Annotated in this window: 15 protein-coding genes and 1 pseudogene; 2 read left to right on the forward strand and 14 right to left on the reverse strand. The window is 52.4% G+C overall.

From position 1 onward, the window contains the following. Window positions 1-77 precede the first annotated feature (77 nt). Window positions 78-734 (reverse strand): annotated as a pseudogene (locus JK216_RS08735) (integrase); the annotation flags it as partial. 146 nt (window positions 735-880) lie between these two features. Between JK216_RS08735 and mutS the strand changes: the two are divergent. Then, entirely contained in the window at window positions 881-3,448 is a 2,568-nt protein-coding gene (gene mutS / locus JK216_RS08740; RefSeq protein WP_212710372.1) for a DNA mismatch repair protein MutS, read from the forward strand. A 109-nt stretch (window positions 3,449-3,557) separates the two neighbouring features. Here mutS and rpoS read toward each other — a convergent pair whose 3' ends face one another. The 13 genes from rpoS to cysG form a co-directional block, all read right to left on the reverse strand. Then, window positions 3,558-4,547 carry an RNA polymerase sigma factor RpoS gene (gene rpoS, locus JK216_RS08745; protein WP_212709448.1) on the reverse strand — a complete coding sequence of 330 codons (990 nt, stop codon included), beginning with the start codon at window positions 4,545-4,547 and terminating at the stop codon, window positions 3,558-3,560. Between the two features lie 48 nt (window positions 4,548-4,595). Continuing rightward, a complete protein-coding gene (nlpD, locus tag JK216_RS08750) occupies window positions 4,596-5,729 on the reverse strand; it encodes a murein hydrolase activator NlpD (protein ID WP_212709449.1) in 1,134 nt (377 codons plus the stop codon). A gap of 163 nt (window positions 5,730-5,892) precedes the next feature. Further along, window positions 5,893-6,519, reverse strand: a complete 627-nt coding sequence (locus JK216_RS08755) for a protein-L-isoaspartate(D-aspartate) O-methyltransferase (RefSeq protein WP_212709450.1) — start codon at window positions 6,517-6,519, stop codon at window positions 5,893-5,895. After that, complete coding sequence (surE, locus tag JK216_RS08760) at window positions 6,513-7,274, reverse strand: 5'/3'-nucleotidase SurE (RefSeq protein WP_212711567.1); 762 nt, start codon at window positions 7,272-7,274, stop codon at window positions 6,513-6,515. The genes JK216_RS08755 and surE overlap by 7 nt, the downstream gene beginning before the upstream one ends. After that, complete coding sequence (gene truD / locus JK216_RS08765; RefSeq protein ID WP_212709452.1) at window positions 7,255-8,304, reverse strand: tRNA pseudouridine(13) synthase TruD; 1,050 nt, start codon at window positions 8,302-8,304, stop codon at window positions 7,255-7,257. Before truD ends, surE begins: the two co-directional genes overlap by 20 nt. Next, window positions 8,301-8,780 carry a 2-C-methyl-D-erythritol 2,4-cyclodiphosphate synthase gene (ispF, locus tag JK216_RS08770; protein ID WP_212709453.1) on the reverse strand — a complete coding sequence of 160 codons (480 nt, stop codon included), beginning with the start codon at window positions 8,778-8,780 and terminating at the stop codon, window positions 8,301-8,303. Before ispF ends, truD begins: the two co-directional genes overlap by 4 nt. After that, entirely contained in the window at window positions 8,780-9,496 is a 717-nt protein-coding gene (ispD, locus tag JK216_RS08775; RefSeq protein WP_212709454.1) for a 2-C-methyl-D-erythritol 4-phosphate cytidylyltransferase, read from the reverse strand. Before ispD ends, ispF begins: the two co-directional genes overlap by 1 nt. A gap of 10 nt (window positions 9,497-9,506) precedes the next feature. After that, complete coding sequence (gene ftsB, locus JK216_RS08780; RefSeq protein WP_212709455.1) at window positions 9,507-9,824, reverse strand: cell division protein FtsB; 318 nt, start codon at window positions 9,822-9,824, stop codon at window positions 9,507-9,509. Window positions 9,825-9,984: 160 nt separating this feature from the next. Continuing rightward, entirely contained in the window at window positions 9,985-10,308 is a 324-nt protein-coding gene (locus JK216_RS08785) for a DUF3561 family protein (RefSeq protein ID WP_212709456.1), read from the reverse strand. A gap of 46 nt (window positions 10,309-10,354) precedes the next feature. Continuing rightward, window positions 10,355-10,960, reverse strand: coding sequence for an adenylyl-sulfate kinase (gene cysC, locus JK216_RS08790; RefSeq protein ID WP_212709457.1), 606 nt, complete (start codon window positions 10,958-10,960; stop codon window positions 10,355-10,357). Then, the gene (gene cysN, locus JK216_RS08795; RefSeq protein WP_212709458.1) at window positions 10,960-12,390 is read right to left on the reverse strand and encodes a sulfate adenylyltransferase subunit CysN; all 1,431 of its coding nucleotides are present in this window, start codon (window positions 12,388-12,390) and stop codon (window positions 10,960-10,962) included. Before cysN ends, cysC begins: the two co-directional genes overlap by 1 nt. Before the next feature lie 10 nt (window positions 12,391-12,400). Continuing rightward, on the reverse strand, window positions 12,401-13,309 hold the full coding sequence (cysD, locus tag JK216_RS08800) for a sulfate adenylyltransferase subunit CysD (RefSeq protein WP_212709459.1): 909 nt from the start codon (window positions 13,307-13,309) through the stop codon (window positions 12,401-12,403). Window positions 13,310-13,319: 10 nt separating this feature from the next. Further along, complete coding sequence (cysG, locus tag JK216_RS08805) at window positions 13,320-14,732, reverse strand: siroheme synthase CysG (protein ID WP_212709460.1); 1,413 nt, start codon at window positions 14,730-14,732, stop codon at window positions 13,320-13,322. 233 nt (window positions 14,733-14,965) lie between these two features. On the opposite strand from cysG, the gene JK216_RS08810 reads away from it, so the two are divergent. After that, window positions 14,966-15,949, forward strand: coding sequence for an aminopeptidase (locus JK216_RS08810; protein ID WP_212711566.1), 984 nt, complete (start codon window positions 14,966-14,968; stop codon window positions 15,947-15,949). The last annotated feature ends 1 nt before the right edge of the window (window position 15,950 follow it).

The following is a 15,950-nucleotide window of genomic DNA, read 5'->3' on the forward strand; positions in this document are numbered from 1 at the left end:
ATATATCGCCGAATGAATATGAACGCCGATTACAACAATGTGCCTAAATCCGTGTCCGGTTTAAGTTGACCATTACAACTTGCTTCAATCTCAATAGCATGTCTGACAGCGACATTGGCCCACCTGAATGTTTGCTCGGATGCTGTTCTTGCTCTTGAAGAAATCTCATCAAACTTACGAAGAATTTCATTACCAGTAAGATCTTTAACTCGTAAACCAGCCCATTCCTTTAAACGATTTTCTGCCTTGTCCAACACTGACAGTGTGTTTGGTTTGGCTGGTTTCGATCTACCAAGGAGATGTTGGCGGTATTGAGCAAAAACTTCACTGATCGTGAGTTCAGAAGCATCGGACTCCCGTTTTATCTTGTTAGGGTTCCTTTTGGTCAACTTCGTGGTTTGAACTAAAGTACGAGCACCCTCGCGGGCTTGATCGATATTAGCGAAATCAGAGACATTGCCAATGGTAGATCTGATAACCTCAGACGGGGATTTTCCTCCTGTCTCAGGACGGTTGCCAGGAGAAGATACGCTCTGTTGAACAATATATGTCTTTTTTTTTGCACTGATTTTGACACCAAAACCAACGGGTGAATCCCGGTGATTATCAGTGATAAGATACGGCTTTCGTCCAGGATTCGGTAAGTAGATAACACGCCCTTGCTGGTCGAGTTCTGGTTTAACATCGATAGATAACTTATTGATTATAGTCGACTGGTTGAGTGTCAATTTCATCAATCTATACCCGCTATTCAGAGTGTCTACCCGATACTAACCGGTATACTACTGGTATACAAATTTAGCGATTCACATGGGTTTTTAAGGGTTTCACATGGGGCCACTTGCGTACCCAACAGACTTAAAAAACGAGTAAAATCAATATGAATGAGTCTATTGACAAGGATTTATCAGATCACACCCCAATGATGCAGCAGTACCTTCGGCTGAAAGCCGAGCATCCGGAAATTCTGCTGTTTTATCGTATGGGCGATTTTTATGAGCTGTTCTTTGATGATGCGCGTAAGGCATCGCGGTTGCTGGATATTTCACTGACTAAGCGCGGGGCTTCTGCCGGACAACCGATTCCGATGGCCGGGGTCCCCTATCATGCGGTGGAAGGCTATCTGGCAAAGCTGGTACAGCTCGGTGAATCGGTGGCAATCTGTGAACAAACCGGTGACCCGGCACTGAGTAAAGGGCCCGTTGAACGTAAGGTTGTGCGTATAGTCACCCCGGGGACCATCAGTGATGAAGCCCTGCTGAATGAACGCCAGGATAACCTGCTGGCCGCTGTCTTCGCCAGCCCGAAAGGTGCAGGGTTCGGCTACGCGACCCTGGATATCAGCTCCGGCCGTTTTCTGCTGAGTGAGCCGGAAAATAATGACGCTCTGGCCGCAGAGCTGCAGCGGACAAATCCTTCAGAATTGCTGTACCCGGAAGACTTCGGGGCGATGTCACTGATTGACGGAAGGCGCGGACTGCGCCGCCGTCCGATCTGGGAATTTGAAGTGGATACCGCCAGACAGCAACTTAACCTGCAGTTCGGAACCCGTGATCTGCGCGGATTCGGCGTGGAACAGTCATTATCAGGATTAGCAGCCGCTGGCTGCCTGTTACAGTATGTCCGCGATACCCAGCGAACGTCACTGCCGCATATCCGTTCACTGAGTATGGTCCGGCAGCAGGATACCATTATTATGGATGCGGCGACCCGGCGTAACCTGGAAATCACCCAGAATCTGGCCGGCGGCACCGAAAATACCCTGGCATCGGTGATGGATAAAACCGTTACGCCAATGGGTAGCCGGATGCTCAAGCGCTGGTTACATATGCCGTTGCGTGACCCGCAGGTGATCCTCGGCCGGCAAGCCTGTATCGCAGAATTACAGGACTACAGTGACTCCCTGCAACCTTTGCTGCATCAGGTGGGTGACCTGGAGCGTATTCTTGCCCGTCTGGCCCTGCGCAGTGCCAGACCCCGTGATCTGGCCCGAATGCGCCATGCTTTCCGTCAGTTACCAGAAATACAGCAGCTGTTGCAGTCGACCGGCAGCCCGCATTTAACCCGCCTGGCGGCACAGAGCGGCGAATTTACCGAACTGCGGGAGTTACTTGAGCAGGCAATTATCGAAACTCCGCCGGTACTGGTGCGTGACGGTGGCGTGATTGCCCCCGGATATAACGCCGAGCTGGATGAATGGCGGGCACTGGCAGACGGTGCCACCGATTATCTGGATAAACTGGAAATCCGTGAACGGGAAAAGCTGGGGCTGGACACACTGAAAGTCGGCTTTAATGGGGTGCATGGCTACTATATTCAGGTCAGCCGCGGACAGAGCCATCTGGTACCGATGCATTATGTCCGTCGTCAGACGCTGAAAAATGCTGAGCGTTATATTATTCCGGAGCTGAAAGAATATGAAGACAAAGTTCTGACCTCTAAGGGTAAGGCATTATCTCTGGAAAAAGGCCTGTATGACGGGCTGTTTGATCAATTACTGCCGCATCTGGAAGCACTGCAGATCAGCGCCAGCGCACTGGCCGAACTGGATGTCCTGACCAACCTTGCCGAACGGGCCCGCACCCTGAATTATTGCTGCCCGCAATTACAGGAAACGGCGGGGATAAATATCCGTGAAGGCCGCCACCCGGTGGTGGAGCAGGTACTGAAAGAGCCATTTATTGCTAACCCTCTGTCCTTGTCTCCCCGGCGGCGTATGCTGATCGTCACCGGACCGAATATGGGCGGTAAAAGTACCTATATGCGTCAGGCGGCCCTGATTACCCTGCTGGCCTGGACCGGCAGCTACGTACCGGCCGACGCCGTGACCCTCGGACCGATAGACCGGATTTTCACCCGCGTCGGTGCTGCCGATGACCTGGCCTCTGGCCGTTCAACTTTTATGGTGGAAATGACAGAGACAGCCAATATCCTGCACAATGCCACAGCCCACAGCCTGGTATTAATGGATGAGATCGGCCGCGGTACCTCGACCTATGACGGATTGTCTTTAGCCTGGGCCTGTGCCGAAAATCTGGCCAACCGGATTAAAGCACTAACCCTGTTTGCTACCCACTACTTCGAGCTGACAACCTTACCTGACAGTCTCGAAGGGGTGGAAAATGTGCACCTGGATGCCATGGAGCATGGTGACAGCATTGCATTTATGCACAGTGTACAGAGCGGACCGGCCAGTAAAAGTTATGGGCTGGCCGTTGCTGCGCTGGCTGGAGTACCAAAGGACGTGATTAAACGGGCGCGACAAAAACTTCGCGAACTGGAACAGCACCCCGGGCAATCGCTGTCTTCACCGGTCGATGGTTCTCAGTTACCGTTGCTGACAGCAGAAGTTTCACCGGCGGTGGAAGCCCTCGACGCTCTGGACCCCGACAGCCTGTCACCCCGCCAGGCACTGGAGTGGATCTACCGTTTAAAAAACCTGCTGTAGTGAAGCTATACGCTGCGGACTAAAAAAGAAAACAGCCTGTCTCAGCAGGCTGTTTTAGGTTTTCAGTATCGTAATTACCGATATTACCGGTAACTGTTACACTAAGACGTTACTCGCGAAACAACGCTTCAATACTCAGCCCCTGCCCCTGCAGAATCTCGCGCAACCGGCGTAAGCCTTCTACCTGAATCTGGCGAACACGTTCACGGGTCAGGGATATCTCCTGTCCGACATCTTCCAGGGTAGCCGCTTCATAGCCCAGTAGTCCAAAACGTCTTGCCAGCACTTCCCGTTGTTTTGGGTTCAGTTCATACAGCCATTTAACAATGCTTTGTTTCATGTCATTGTTTTGCGTGCGATCTTCGGGACCGGTTTCATTATCATCAGAAATAATATCCAGCAGCGCTTTATCAGAGTCACCTCCTAACGGGGTATCCACTGAGGTAATACGTTCGTTTAAACGCAGCATTCTGGTGACATCTTCGACCGGTTTATCCAGCTGGCCGGCAATCTCTTCCGCACTAGGCTCATGGTCCAGCACGTGAGCCAGTTCCCGTGCGGTACGCAGATAGACATTCAGCTCTTTGACAATATGAATCGGCAGGCGGATAGTGCGGGTCTGATTCATAATGGCCCGTTCAATGGTCTGACGGATCCACCAGGTCGCATAGGTAGAAAAACGGAATCCCCGTTCAGGATCGAATTTTTCTACCGCGCGAATCAAACCAAGGTTCCCTTCCTCAATAAGATCAAGCAACGCCAGTCCGCGATTGCTGTAACGCCGTGATATTTTTACCACCAGCCGCAGATTACTTTCGATCATCCGCCGACGGGCTGCCACGTCACCACGCAATGCACGACGGGCAAAAAACACTTCTTCTTCTGCGGTCAGAAGCGGAGAATATCCTATTTCTCCGAGGTACAGCTGGGTCGCATCCATAACCCGTTGGTTGGTGGTCTGAGATAGCAGGTCATCTTCCGTAACTTCATCATCTTTAGAGTCATTTGCTACCAGTGCATTTTCATCGAAGGTCTCACTACCATTCTCATCAAAAGCATCATCATGTAACTCATCAACTTTAAGCGTATTCTGGCTCATCAATGGCTCCTCCCCTTATCCCGGGCAGAGCCATTTCAGCTCTGCCTGTTATCGCTGCGGTAGATACCGCAATGGATTGACGGATTTTCCTTTATAACGAATTTCAAAATGCAACCTGACTGAGCTGGTACCTGTACTGCCCATGGTTGCAATTTTTTGTCCTGCGCTCACTTCCTGTTGTTCGCGGACCAGCATGGTATCGTTATGCGCATAAGCACTCAGGTAATCATCATTATGTTTAATGATAATCAGATTACCGTATCCCCTGAGGGCATTACCTGCATACACCACCCGACCTGCAGCAGTAGCGACAACTGGCTGACCACGGGAACCGGCAATATCAATACCTTTATTGCCGCCTTCTGAGGCCGAGAAGTTATCAATAATCTTGCCATCGGTCGGCCAGCGCCATCCGGTGACTGGCGTCTGACTGTTCGATGTGCTGCTGACCGTCGGCTGACTCACCGGAGCGGTAATCGGTGCCGAAGCACTTCCTGTCATCACCGGTCTTGACGGTAACAGCTTACTGCCGCTGTTTGCTGTATTACTTGTTTCGTTAGCTGAATCTTCAGAGTACGTAATTACTGGTTGCGGTGCAACCGGCGATGCCTTAGGTCTAATTGATTGATTTTCTGAAGGCTGAGAAGAATCAGCCATCGAAATTGCATTAGCTCCGGTAATAGGCTGGCCGGTACTGTTACCCACCTGTAACACCTGACCTACACTGAGACCATAGGGTGCTGCGACATTATTGCGCTGTGCCAGATCACGGAAATCATTGCCAGTGATCCAGGCAATATAGAACAAGGTGTCTCCCCGTTTGACCGTGTAGGTCGGGCCATTATAACTCCCTTTAGGAATATTCCCATAGCTGCGATTGTAAACAATGTGACCATTTTCTGTCCGGACCGGTGTCGCCGGGACGGAGGAGGACTGGATACGGCCCTGAGAAGATGTCATCTGCGTGCCGGGGCCTGAAGGGACACTGCTGTTTATTTGCCGGGCAGAAGCCTGTTGTGAATTTACCAGCCCGCTGTTACCGCTGTGTCCGCCCGCACTGCCACCAATAGCAGAAATCGGGGCGCGGGTATTATCTCCTGAACTGCATCCTGCCAGCGCTGCCGCTGCAATCGTCAGTGCCGCGAGGCGGCGTAATTGAAAAAGTGTGCTTCCCGTGCTCATTGTTCCCCCATAATAACAAGCGGCAGTGAAATGACCGGTCGCCGTATACCGGGAACAGCTCCCGGCAGAGTACGGCGATGACCACTAAAAGGGCGGGTGGATCCGGACTTTCCTGTCCGTACCCCACTACGCGATAATTTACCGTTTTAGTTAATCATTATTATCAGGCCAGATCACCCTGAATTAGTGGTACAAAGCGCACAGGTTCGATCATATCGTCAATGTAATCATCACCTGAACGCTGGATGCGTCTTAATACCTGCTGTTCATCACCGACGGGCAGGACCATCACCCCTTGTTCACTGAGCTGACCACATAAGGCCGCTGGAATTTCGGGGGGTGCAGCGGTGACAATAATAGCATCAAACGGTCCGCGGGAAGGCCAGCCTTGCCAGCCATCACCGTGGCGGGTAGAGATATTATGTAAATCCAGTTGCTTCAGCCGCCGTTTGGCCTGCCATTGCAGGCTTTTAATCCGCTCTACAGAATAAACATGATCGACCAGGTGGGCCAGAATTGCGGTCTGATAACCTGAGCCGGTACCGATTTCCAGCACCCGTGAATGGGGAGTCAGCCCGAGTAGTTCGGTCATCCGTGCGACCATATAGGGCTGAGAAATGGTCTGACCATATCCTATCGGCAGCGCATTGTTATCCCATGCTTTGTGTTCAAACGCCTCATCAATGAAATGTTCCCGCGGGACTTCTGAGATCGCACGTAAAATATGCTCATCATAAATTCCCTGCTTACGCAACAGTGCCAGTAACGTTTCAATGCGTTTGTTTAGCATGGCAGCGCGACCTCAGCCAGTTTCAGCCAGTCCGCCAGTTTTTCCTGAGTGCGATGGGCAGTCAGATCTGCATCCAGTACGGTAATAGAGATATAACCCTGCTCAATAACAGAAAAATCTGTATCCGGTCCGGCATCCAGAACTCCGGCCAGCGGACCTATCCAGTAAATCGTTTCTCCGCGGGGATCTTTCTGAGTGATCACCTGATCTGACGGATGGCGACGGCCACAACGGGTCACCCGGTATCCTTTAATTTCAGACATCGGCAGGTCCGGAACATTAATGTTCAGCACACGCCCGGTCCGCAGCGGCACCCGCTGTAACGCCTGTAAAATGGCACAACCGGCCGCGGCCGCGGTGTCATAGTGCCGCTGTCCGTTCAGAGAAATAGCCAGTGCCGGTAACCCCAGGTGACGCCCTTCCATAGCGGCAGCCACAGTACCGGAATAAATCACATCATCACCCAGGTTAGGACCGGCATTAATCCCCGACACAACGATATCCGGTTTGGGCTGCATTAAGGCATTAACCCCCAGAAATACACAGTCTGTGGGAGTGCCCATCATTACCGCGATATCGCCATTGCTGTGGGTAAAAGTACGCAGAGGCGCTTCCAGCGTCAGCGCATTGGAGGCACCGCTGCGGTTGCGATCCGGCGCGACTATCTGTACGTTAGCCATTTTGCGTAATTCACGCGCCAGCACCTGAATGCCCGGGGCAAATACCCCGTCATCATTACTCAGCAATATCCTCAAACTCACCTCCCTGTTGTAACAGTTCACGGACCACACTGGTGGCAAAACTGCCTGCCGGCAGCCAGAAATCCAGCCTGAGAGTTGAATTATCCAGCCATTCCCAGTGCATATTTTTTGGTACTACCAGCATGGCGCGACGTGCCGCATCTGTTTTTTCCTTCACCAGCAATGCACAGAGTTCCGGATACTGTTCCAGGATCTGTTGTTCAAACAATAATGCATCGCCCTGAGGGCCGGCATTGCCTCGCCCCGCCAGCGGAGCGGTCAGCCGTAATTGATCCTGTGCAACCCGCAGACGGACATCAGGCAGTTCTTCATCGTTCGCAACAAACCAGCTGCCACGTCCGGTCAGTTGCACACAGTCACCCGGCATCACCGTTTTCAGGTCACCCTGCGCCGTCAGACGTGCACTGGTGACCTGATTAAAGATAGCACTTCGGGCCGCAGACAGGAGCAAGCTCCGTTTACTGCGATCACGGATGGTAATTTCTCCCCGGGCCCACTGTCCGGCCATCGTCAGGTTATGCCCGTTACGGCCAAACCGCTGTTCGCCAAAGTAATTGACGGCACCACTGCCAGCAATAAGTGCCAGCCGTTGTTCCGCCATCTGCCGGTCACTGACCTGACGAATAATCAGGCTGAAAGCATTACCGGCCAGCGCTCCGGTGCGAATTTTCCGTTTATGGCGTGTTACCTGTAGAATTTCACAGCCTTCGACAGTGAACCCCCGCATATCGGGCATCTCTTTCCCCGGCAGGCGCAGGCAAAAAGTCTGTTCGGTCACCGCATGGCGATCTTTCATTCCCGCAAAACTGACTTCCCTGGCCGGTATTTTCAGATAACGGGCCAGTGCCTCAGCCACAAACCGCGTATTGCAGCCGGTTTTACGCAGCCGGACCAGCAGTTGTTCACCTTCACCGTCCGGCTGATAGCCTAAATCTTCGGTGACCCGGAAATCATCAGCCACGGTTTTAATCATTCCGGTTAACTGCGGTTCACCATGCAGATAGCGGAGTTCATTGATTTTCATTTCTCAGCCACCATCAGTAATGCTACTGCTTCACAGGCAATGCCTTCACCACGTCCGGTAAAGCCGAGTTTTTCGGTGGTGGTGGCTTTCACATTCACCTGGTCCATATGGCACCCCAGATCTTCAGCAATATTGACCCGCATCTGGGCAACATGCGGCAGCATTTTCGGTGCCTGGGCAATCAGAGTGACATCGACATTACCAATCTGATAACCTTTTTGGCTAATTCTCAACCAGGCCTCGCGCAGTAACCCGCGGCTGTCGGCACCTTTGAAAGCCGGATCGGTATCGGGGAACAGTTTACCGATATCACCCATTGCTACTGCACCCAGCAGGGCATCGGTCAGGGCATGTAACGCCACATCACCGTCTGAATGGGCAATAAAACCGCGGTCAAACGGGATCCGGACACCGCCTATCACCAGCGGACCTTCGCCGCCGAATGCGTGAACATCAAAACCATGGCCGATACGCATTATGCGTTCTCCTCTGCGTGTATGCGGGTTAAAAAGAACTCTGCCAGTGCCAGGTCTTCAGGGCGGGTCACTTTGATATTATCGCTGCGACCGTGCACCAGTTGCGGATGATAACCGCAATGTTCAACAGCAGATGCTTCATCAGTGATCACCGCGCCTTCAGCCATGGCCCGCGGTAAACATTCTCTCAGCAGGGGGACGGGGAACAACTGCGGCGTCAGTGCATGCCAGAGCCCTTCCCGGTCTACCGTATGGGCGATCAGACTCTGGCGGGGCCCGGCGCGTTTCATTGTATCGCGGACCGGAGAAGCCAGAATACCGCCCTGCTGACTGGTTAATGTCAGTTGCAGTAACCGCTGTAAGTCATCCGGGTGCAGACAAGGCCGTGCAGCATCATGCACCAGTACCCAGCCACTGCCGGTGATCGCCTGCAGGCCGGCAAACACAGAATCAGCACGGCTGTCGCCGCCGGTTACCGCAGTAATACGCGGATCGCTGGCCAGCGGTAACTGAGAAAACTGCTGATCATCCGGATGTAATGCCACGATGACCTGTCTGACTGCCGGATGTTTTAGTAAAGAAGCAATGCTGTATTCAAGCAGAGTGTGTTGACCAATGGTCAGATACTGTTTTGGACGATCAGATTGCATCCGGCTGCCGATGCCAGCGGCCGGAACTACAGCAATCACATCCGGAAGGGATACGGTGCTATTCATTGTGTCGTTTTTATCGTTGTTGGTTTGGCATTGCGGCTTGCGCACTGCGTTTATTTTGTTCCGGCACCAGACGATAGAAAGTTTCGCCGGGACGTATCATGCCCAGCTCATTACGTGCCCGCTCTTCGATAGCTTCCGAACCACCGTTCAGATCATCGATTTCTGCGAACAACTGATCATTACGCGCTTTCAGTTTGGCATTACCCGCCTGATGAACAGCGACTTCCTGATTTACCGTTGTGTAATCATGAATACCATTTTTACCCAGCCACAGAGAGTATTGCAGCCAGCCAAGTAAAATCAGTAACAATATTGTCAGTTTTCCCATCCCCGCCCCCTGAAAAACGGCTCAATCATCCCACAACTTTTGGCCGGACTCCACTGCGGAGACAAAAATGTCGTATTTTTCATAATAATTCAGTTACCGGAAGCGGTATGTCCGTAGCACTAAGGCCGGTTTTTATCAGGGAGAACTCTGCCGTCAATGGCTATTTCCAGCCAGCAAGAAAGGAAAATAATACCCAGAAAAAAGAAATAACAATCAGAAGGGTGAATATAAGAGTCCGGAACAGACGATTGTTCAGCCAGATACTGAGTGCAATCCCGGTAATCACCGAAACGGGTAACAATGCGAGGAAAAAAGGCCAGGTATACATAAAGAAAAACAGCACACTGGCCCCGAAATAAAAGAAAGGCGTTGCCAGCGCAAAAAGATACGCAAAGAAGCCGATGATCCCGCCGGAAAGAGAGGCACGTGGCCTCCCGTCCGGGGTGTCATGTTGTCTGGCTGGTAAGGTAGTCACGTTCTGCATATCAATCCTGTCAGTAACCGGCAGGGTCAGAGCAACGCCCGCCGTCTTAACGACCGATAATATCCTGCCTGCGCAGCAGATCGATAATTTCCTCACTCAGTTTTGTAACCAATTGTTCACCATCCAGATGCAGTTCCGGCTGTAGCGGCACCTCATAAACTGCATCAATCCCGGTAAAGTTAGTCAGTTCTCCGGCCCGTGCCTTACGATAAAGGCCTTTCGGATCCCGTGTCTCGCAGACATGCAGCGGGGTATCGACAAAAATTTCAACAAATTGCCCCGCCGCCAGTAATTCCCTGACCATTTGCCGCTCACTGCGGTGCGGAGAAATAAACGCGGTCAGAACCAGTAACCCTGCATCGGCCATCAGTTTTGCGACTTCACCGACACGACGTATATTCTCTTTACGATCATCATCACTGAAACCGAGATCCCTGCAGAGGCCATGCCGGACATTGTCCCCGTCCAGCAGAAAAGTATTCACCCCTGACTGGAAAAGACGTTGTTCGACGGCATCTGCCAGCGTTGATTTACCGGACCCGGACAGCCCGGTGAACCAGACAACTGCGCCACGGTGCCCCTGACGCTGTTCACGTTCACTACGGCTAATCGTGTGGGGATGCCAGACGACATTATCATCATGTTCAGCCATTAACGTTCCCCTGAAATATCCCGGGCGCCCCAGTGGGGGTAATGTTTGCGGATCAGTGCGTTTAACTCACGCTCAAATGCACCGTAGCGCAGGGCATCTGCTTCAGCCCGCTCATCGCTCAGAGCATAGACCATACCGGCACCGACGGTGACATTGGTTAAACGGTCAATAAAGATCAGGCCGCCGGTCACCGGATTTTTCGAGTAAGGATCAATCACCAGCGGTTCATCAAAGGTGACCCTGACCCGGCCAATACCGTTCAGAGGCAGCTGATCGGTTGCAGAAGTCTCCAGCGTATTAATATTAACCTGATGCAGGATACTGTCGACCGTCGCGCGGGCCTGTTTTCCGGCAACTTTAATCTGGTAACTGCTGGCTGCCGTTAAGGGTTTTTCCGCCATCCATACCACATCAATTTCCGCTGACTGAACCGCCTGCAGGGTCTCGTCCGCATCCACCAGCAGATCTCCGCGGCTGATATCAACTTCGTCGTTCAGCACCAGTGTAATGGCTTCACCGGCATTAGCTTCTGTCAGATCACCATCAAAAGTCACAATACGGGCAATGGATGATTTTACTCCGGAAGGCAGTACCTTCACCTGCTGGCCGACCCGTACCTGGCCGGATGCCAGCGTACCGGCATAACCGCGGAAATCAAGATTAGGACGGTTCACATACTGTACCGGGAAACGCATCGGCTGATGTTCCGCTGGCTGGCGGATCTCTGCAGTTTCGAGGATTTCCAGCAGGCCAGGGCCGTTATACCAGGGCATATTATCACTGGCTGAGGCGACATTATCACCGGTCAGTGCCGAAAGAGGCACAAAACGAATATCCAGGTCATCGGGTAACTGGCTGGCAAAGTCCAGATATTCGCCCCGGATCTGATTAAACACATCCTGGCTATAGTCCACCAGATCCATTTTATTGACTGCCACAACCAGGTGTTTAATGCCCAGCAGTGTCGAGATATAACTGTGGCGGCGGGTCTGATCCAGCACCCCTTTACGGGCATCAATCAGCAGAATAGAGAGATCACAGGTCGAAGCTCCGGTAGCCATATTCCGCGTATACTGCTCGTGACCCGGGGTGTCCGCAATAATGAACTTGCGTTTCTCGGTAGAGAAATAGCGATAGGCGACATCAATGGTAATACCCTGTTCACGCTCAGCCTGTAAGCCATCAACCAGTAAAGCCAAATCCAGTTTTTCTCCCTGAGTACCGTGACGTTTACTGTCGTTCTGTAATGAAGATAACTGGTCTTCATAAATCTGGCGGGTGTCGTGTAATAAACGACCAATCAGGGTGCTTTTTCCATCGTCGACGCTGCCACAGGTCAGGAAACGTAACAGGCTTTTATGTTGCTGTGCGGTGAGCCAGGCTTCCACCCCGCCCTGTTCGGCAATCTGTTGTGCTAATAATTCATTCATGGCAGTTTCCTCAGAAATATCCCTGGCGTTTTTTGAGTTCCATTGAACCGGACTGATCACGGTCAATCACACGACCCTGACGTTCACTGGTGGTCGAGACCAGCATCTCCTCAATAATTTCCGGTAATGACTGAGCTTCTGATTCCACAGCGCCCGTCAGCGGCCAGCAGCCGAGCGTACGGAACCGCACCATTCGTTGCTTAATCTCTTCTCCCGGCTGCAGATCAATCCGGTCATCATCAATCATCATCAGCATGCCATCACGTTCCAGTACCGGGCGCGGGGCTGCCAGATAAAGCGGAACAATTTCGATATTTTCCAGGAAGATATACTGCCAGATATCCAGCTCTGTCCAGTTAGAGAGCGGGAAAACACGGATACTTTCGCCTTTGTTAATCTGGCCGTTATAGTTATGCCATAACTCAGGACGCTGATTTTTCGGATCCCAGCGATGAAAGCGGTCGCGGAAAGAATAAATACGCTCTTTGGCGCGGGATTTCTCTTCATCACGGCGGGCACCGCCAAAAGCCGCATCAAAGCCGTATTTATTCAGGGCCTGTTTCAGCCCCTCTGTTTTCATAATATCCGTATGTCTGGCACTGCCATGGACAAAAGGGTTAATGCCCATCGCAACACCTTCAGGATTACGATGTACCAGCAATTCAGCACCGATATTTTTCACTGTCCGATCGCGGAATTCATACATTTCGCGAAACTTCCAGCCGGTGTCCACATGCAGTAACGGAAAAGGTAATTTACCAGGGTAAAATGCTTTACGGGCCAGATGCAGCATCACTGAGGAATCTTTACCAATGGAGTACATCATTACCGGGTTACTGAACTCAGCAGCAACTTCACGGATGATATGAATACTCTCTGCTTCCAGCTGGCGCAGATGAGTTAATCGTTCTTGATCCATACAACGTTCCTCAAACAGAAGGGTTCAGCAGCGGGTCTTCGTGGAGCTGCGATGATGAAGTTTGAAACCATGCAAGCTGATCCTGAAGCAGAACCACCTCGCCAATAACCAGTAACGCAGGAGACGGGGCCTGTTGTGCCAGTGACTCCAGTTCTGCCAGCGTACCTTTTATAATTTGCTGATCGGCCCGTGTGCCGCGGCTGATAATGGCCACCGGGGTTGTGCCGTCACGGCCATGAGCAATCAGCTGGCTGCTGATGGTCGCCGCATTCACCGCCCCCATATAGATAGCCAGTGTCTGGCGGGCACGTGCCAGTGACGGCCAGTCCAGTTCATTGCCCGGCCGGCAGTGTCCGGTAATAAACAGCACACTCTGGGAATGTTCACGGTGCGTCAGGGGAATACCGGCATAGGCCGTCGCGCCGGAAGCTGCAGTGATACCGGGCACGACCTGAAACGGAATTCCTGCTGCTGCCGCTACCTGCAATTCTTCGCCACCACGGCCAAAGATAAAGGGGTCTCCGCCTTTCAGTCGTACTACCCGTTTCCCCTGCAGTGCATGACTGACCAGTAACTGGTTAGTTTCTTCCTGAATCACCAGATGGGCACCGGCACGTTTACCGACACAGATACGGTCAGCATCGCGGCGGCACAAGTCCAGTACTTGTTCGCTGACCAGGTGGTCATACAGCACCACATCTGCCAGTTGTAATACCTGTAATCCGCGCAGGGTCAGCAGCCCCGGGTCGCCCGGCCCGGCACCAACCAGATAGATCTCGCCTTTCGGACTTTCCCGGTGGTGCAGCTCCTGCTCCGCCAGTTGCTCAGCCTCAGTAATCCGCCCTGCGGCTACCAGCGCACTAAAGCGGCCACTGAACAGCCGTTCCCAGTAATAACGACGCTGTTTCACTCCCGGTAACTGTTGTTTAACCCGATCACGCCATTGTCCGGCAATACGGGCAATATTCCCCAGGCTGGAGGGCAGTAATGCTTCCAGTTTTTCCCGCCAGAAACGCGCCAGCACCGGGGCTTTACCACCGGAAGAGATGGCGACCACCAGCGGTGAACGGTCAACAATCGACGGGAAGATAAAGGTACAGCGGGCCTGGTCATCAACCACATTGACCAGTTTCTGACGTTGCTCAGCGGCGTCATATATCCGCTGATTAAGCCCGGGATCATCGGTCGCGGCTATTACCAGGAATACGCGGTCAAGCTGTTGTTCGGTAAAGGCGGTAGCCAGCCAGTGAATGTCCTGTCGCTGGTGGAGTTCCTGCAGTTCGTTACAGAGCTGCCGTGTAACTACGTGGATCACCGCCCCCGAACGACGTAACAGATGAATTTTTCGCGCAGCAATATCCCCACCGCCAACCACCAAAACAGGACGGCCGGTAAGGTCTGCAAATACAGGAAGATAGTCCACAATGCCCTTAGCGTTATTATTCTGAATAACAGAAACTATACGACTGCCACGAGCGTATTGAAATGTCGTTTTGGAATGAGCTGTAACAGAATGGAATATACAGAAGAATCAATGTGTTTATCACCGCACAAAATGCCCGTCTTTCAGAGAAACAGAGATAGCCGTGGCCGCGACAGAGTTACATACTACTGACTATTGCGGCGTTGCCGTTCGTCCCTGAAGGAACCTGTACTATGTTTGCCCTTTTCCGCCTGAGATACTGCCTGCTGGTACTCAGTTGCGGCCTGACTTTTAGCAGTATTGCCGCCCGTCCAGACCAGCCCGGCCACTACGCTGATACAGAAACCCGCCATATTGCCGTTTTTTTCCCCGGCCGGATGGCGGGCAGCCCTGCAGAACTGATGACTGCTGATTATCTTAACCAGCAATTCCATGATCTGGGCTACCGGAGTGACATCCGCCAGCAGAATACCGGCTATCGCTGGCAACCGCGTACCACCGCAGCCCAATGGCAGAAGGTTACCGCAACATCGGTAATTGCCGGAAAAAGTGGTCAGCAGGCGAAAGATATCCTCGTGATAGCCCATCTGGATACGCGAATTGCCGGGACCCCGGCAGAACAGCAGCAGAATATCGGCGGATTACGCCTGCAGGGTGTCGATAATAATGCTGCCGGACTAGGAATTATGCTGGAACTGGCGAAACAGCTGGCCGGAACACACTCAGATTATGGGATTCGTTTTGTGGCACTCAGCGCTACCGAAAATAATATGCAGGGCATGGAAAATTACTTTTCGCGCATGAGTGATGAAGAGAAACACAATACGTTACTGGTTATTAATCTCAATCAACTGGTGGCTGGCAGACGGCTGGAACTGGTCAGTGGCGCAAATACGTCAGCCACAGAACGCGCACCCACTGCCGGTAAAGCAATGGCAATCGCCCGGCAACTGCATATCCCGCTGCATGCCAGACAGCTGACAGGGACAGAACATCAGCAGACAACCCCTTTCGACCAGGCCGGAATCCCGTATTTGCTGGTCACAGCTGAAGATAACAATCACCGACACCCGACTGCGCTGCTGGATGATAAAACCAGCCGCGACAATCTGGAAACGATTGACCAGAAAATGCCGGGCCGGCTGGCTACACGCTGCCGGCAGGCAGTACAGATATTGCTGCCTCTGCTGAAGCAACTCAGCGCTACTGCCGGCTGAC

Source organism: Tatumella sp. JGM94, assembly GCF_018257595.1.
GTDB lineage: Bacteria > Pseudomonadota > Gammaproteobacteria > Enterobacterales > Enterobacteriaceae > Tatumella > Tatumella punctata.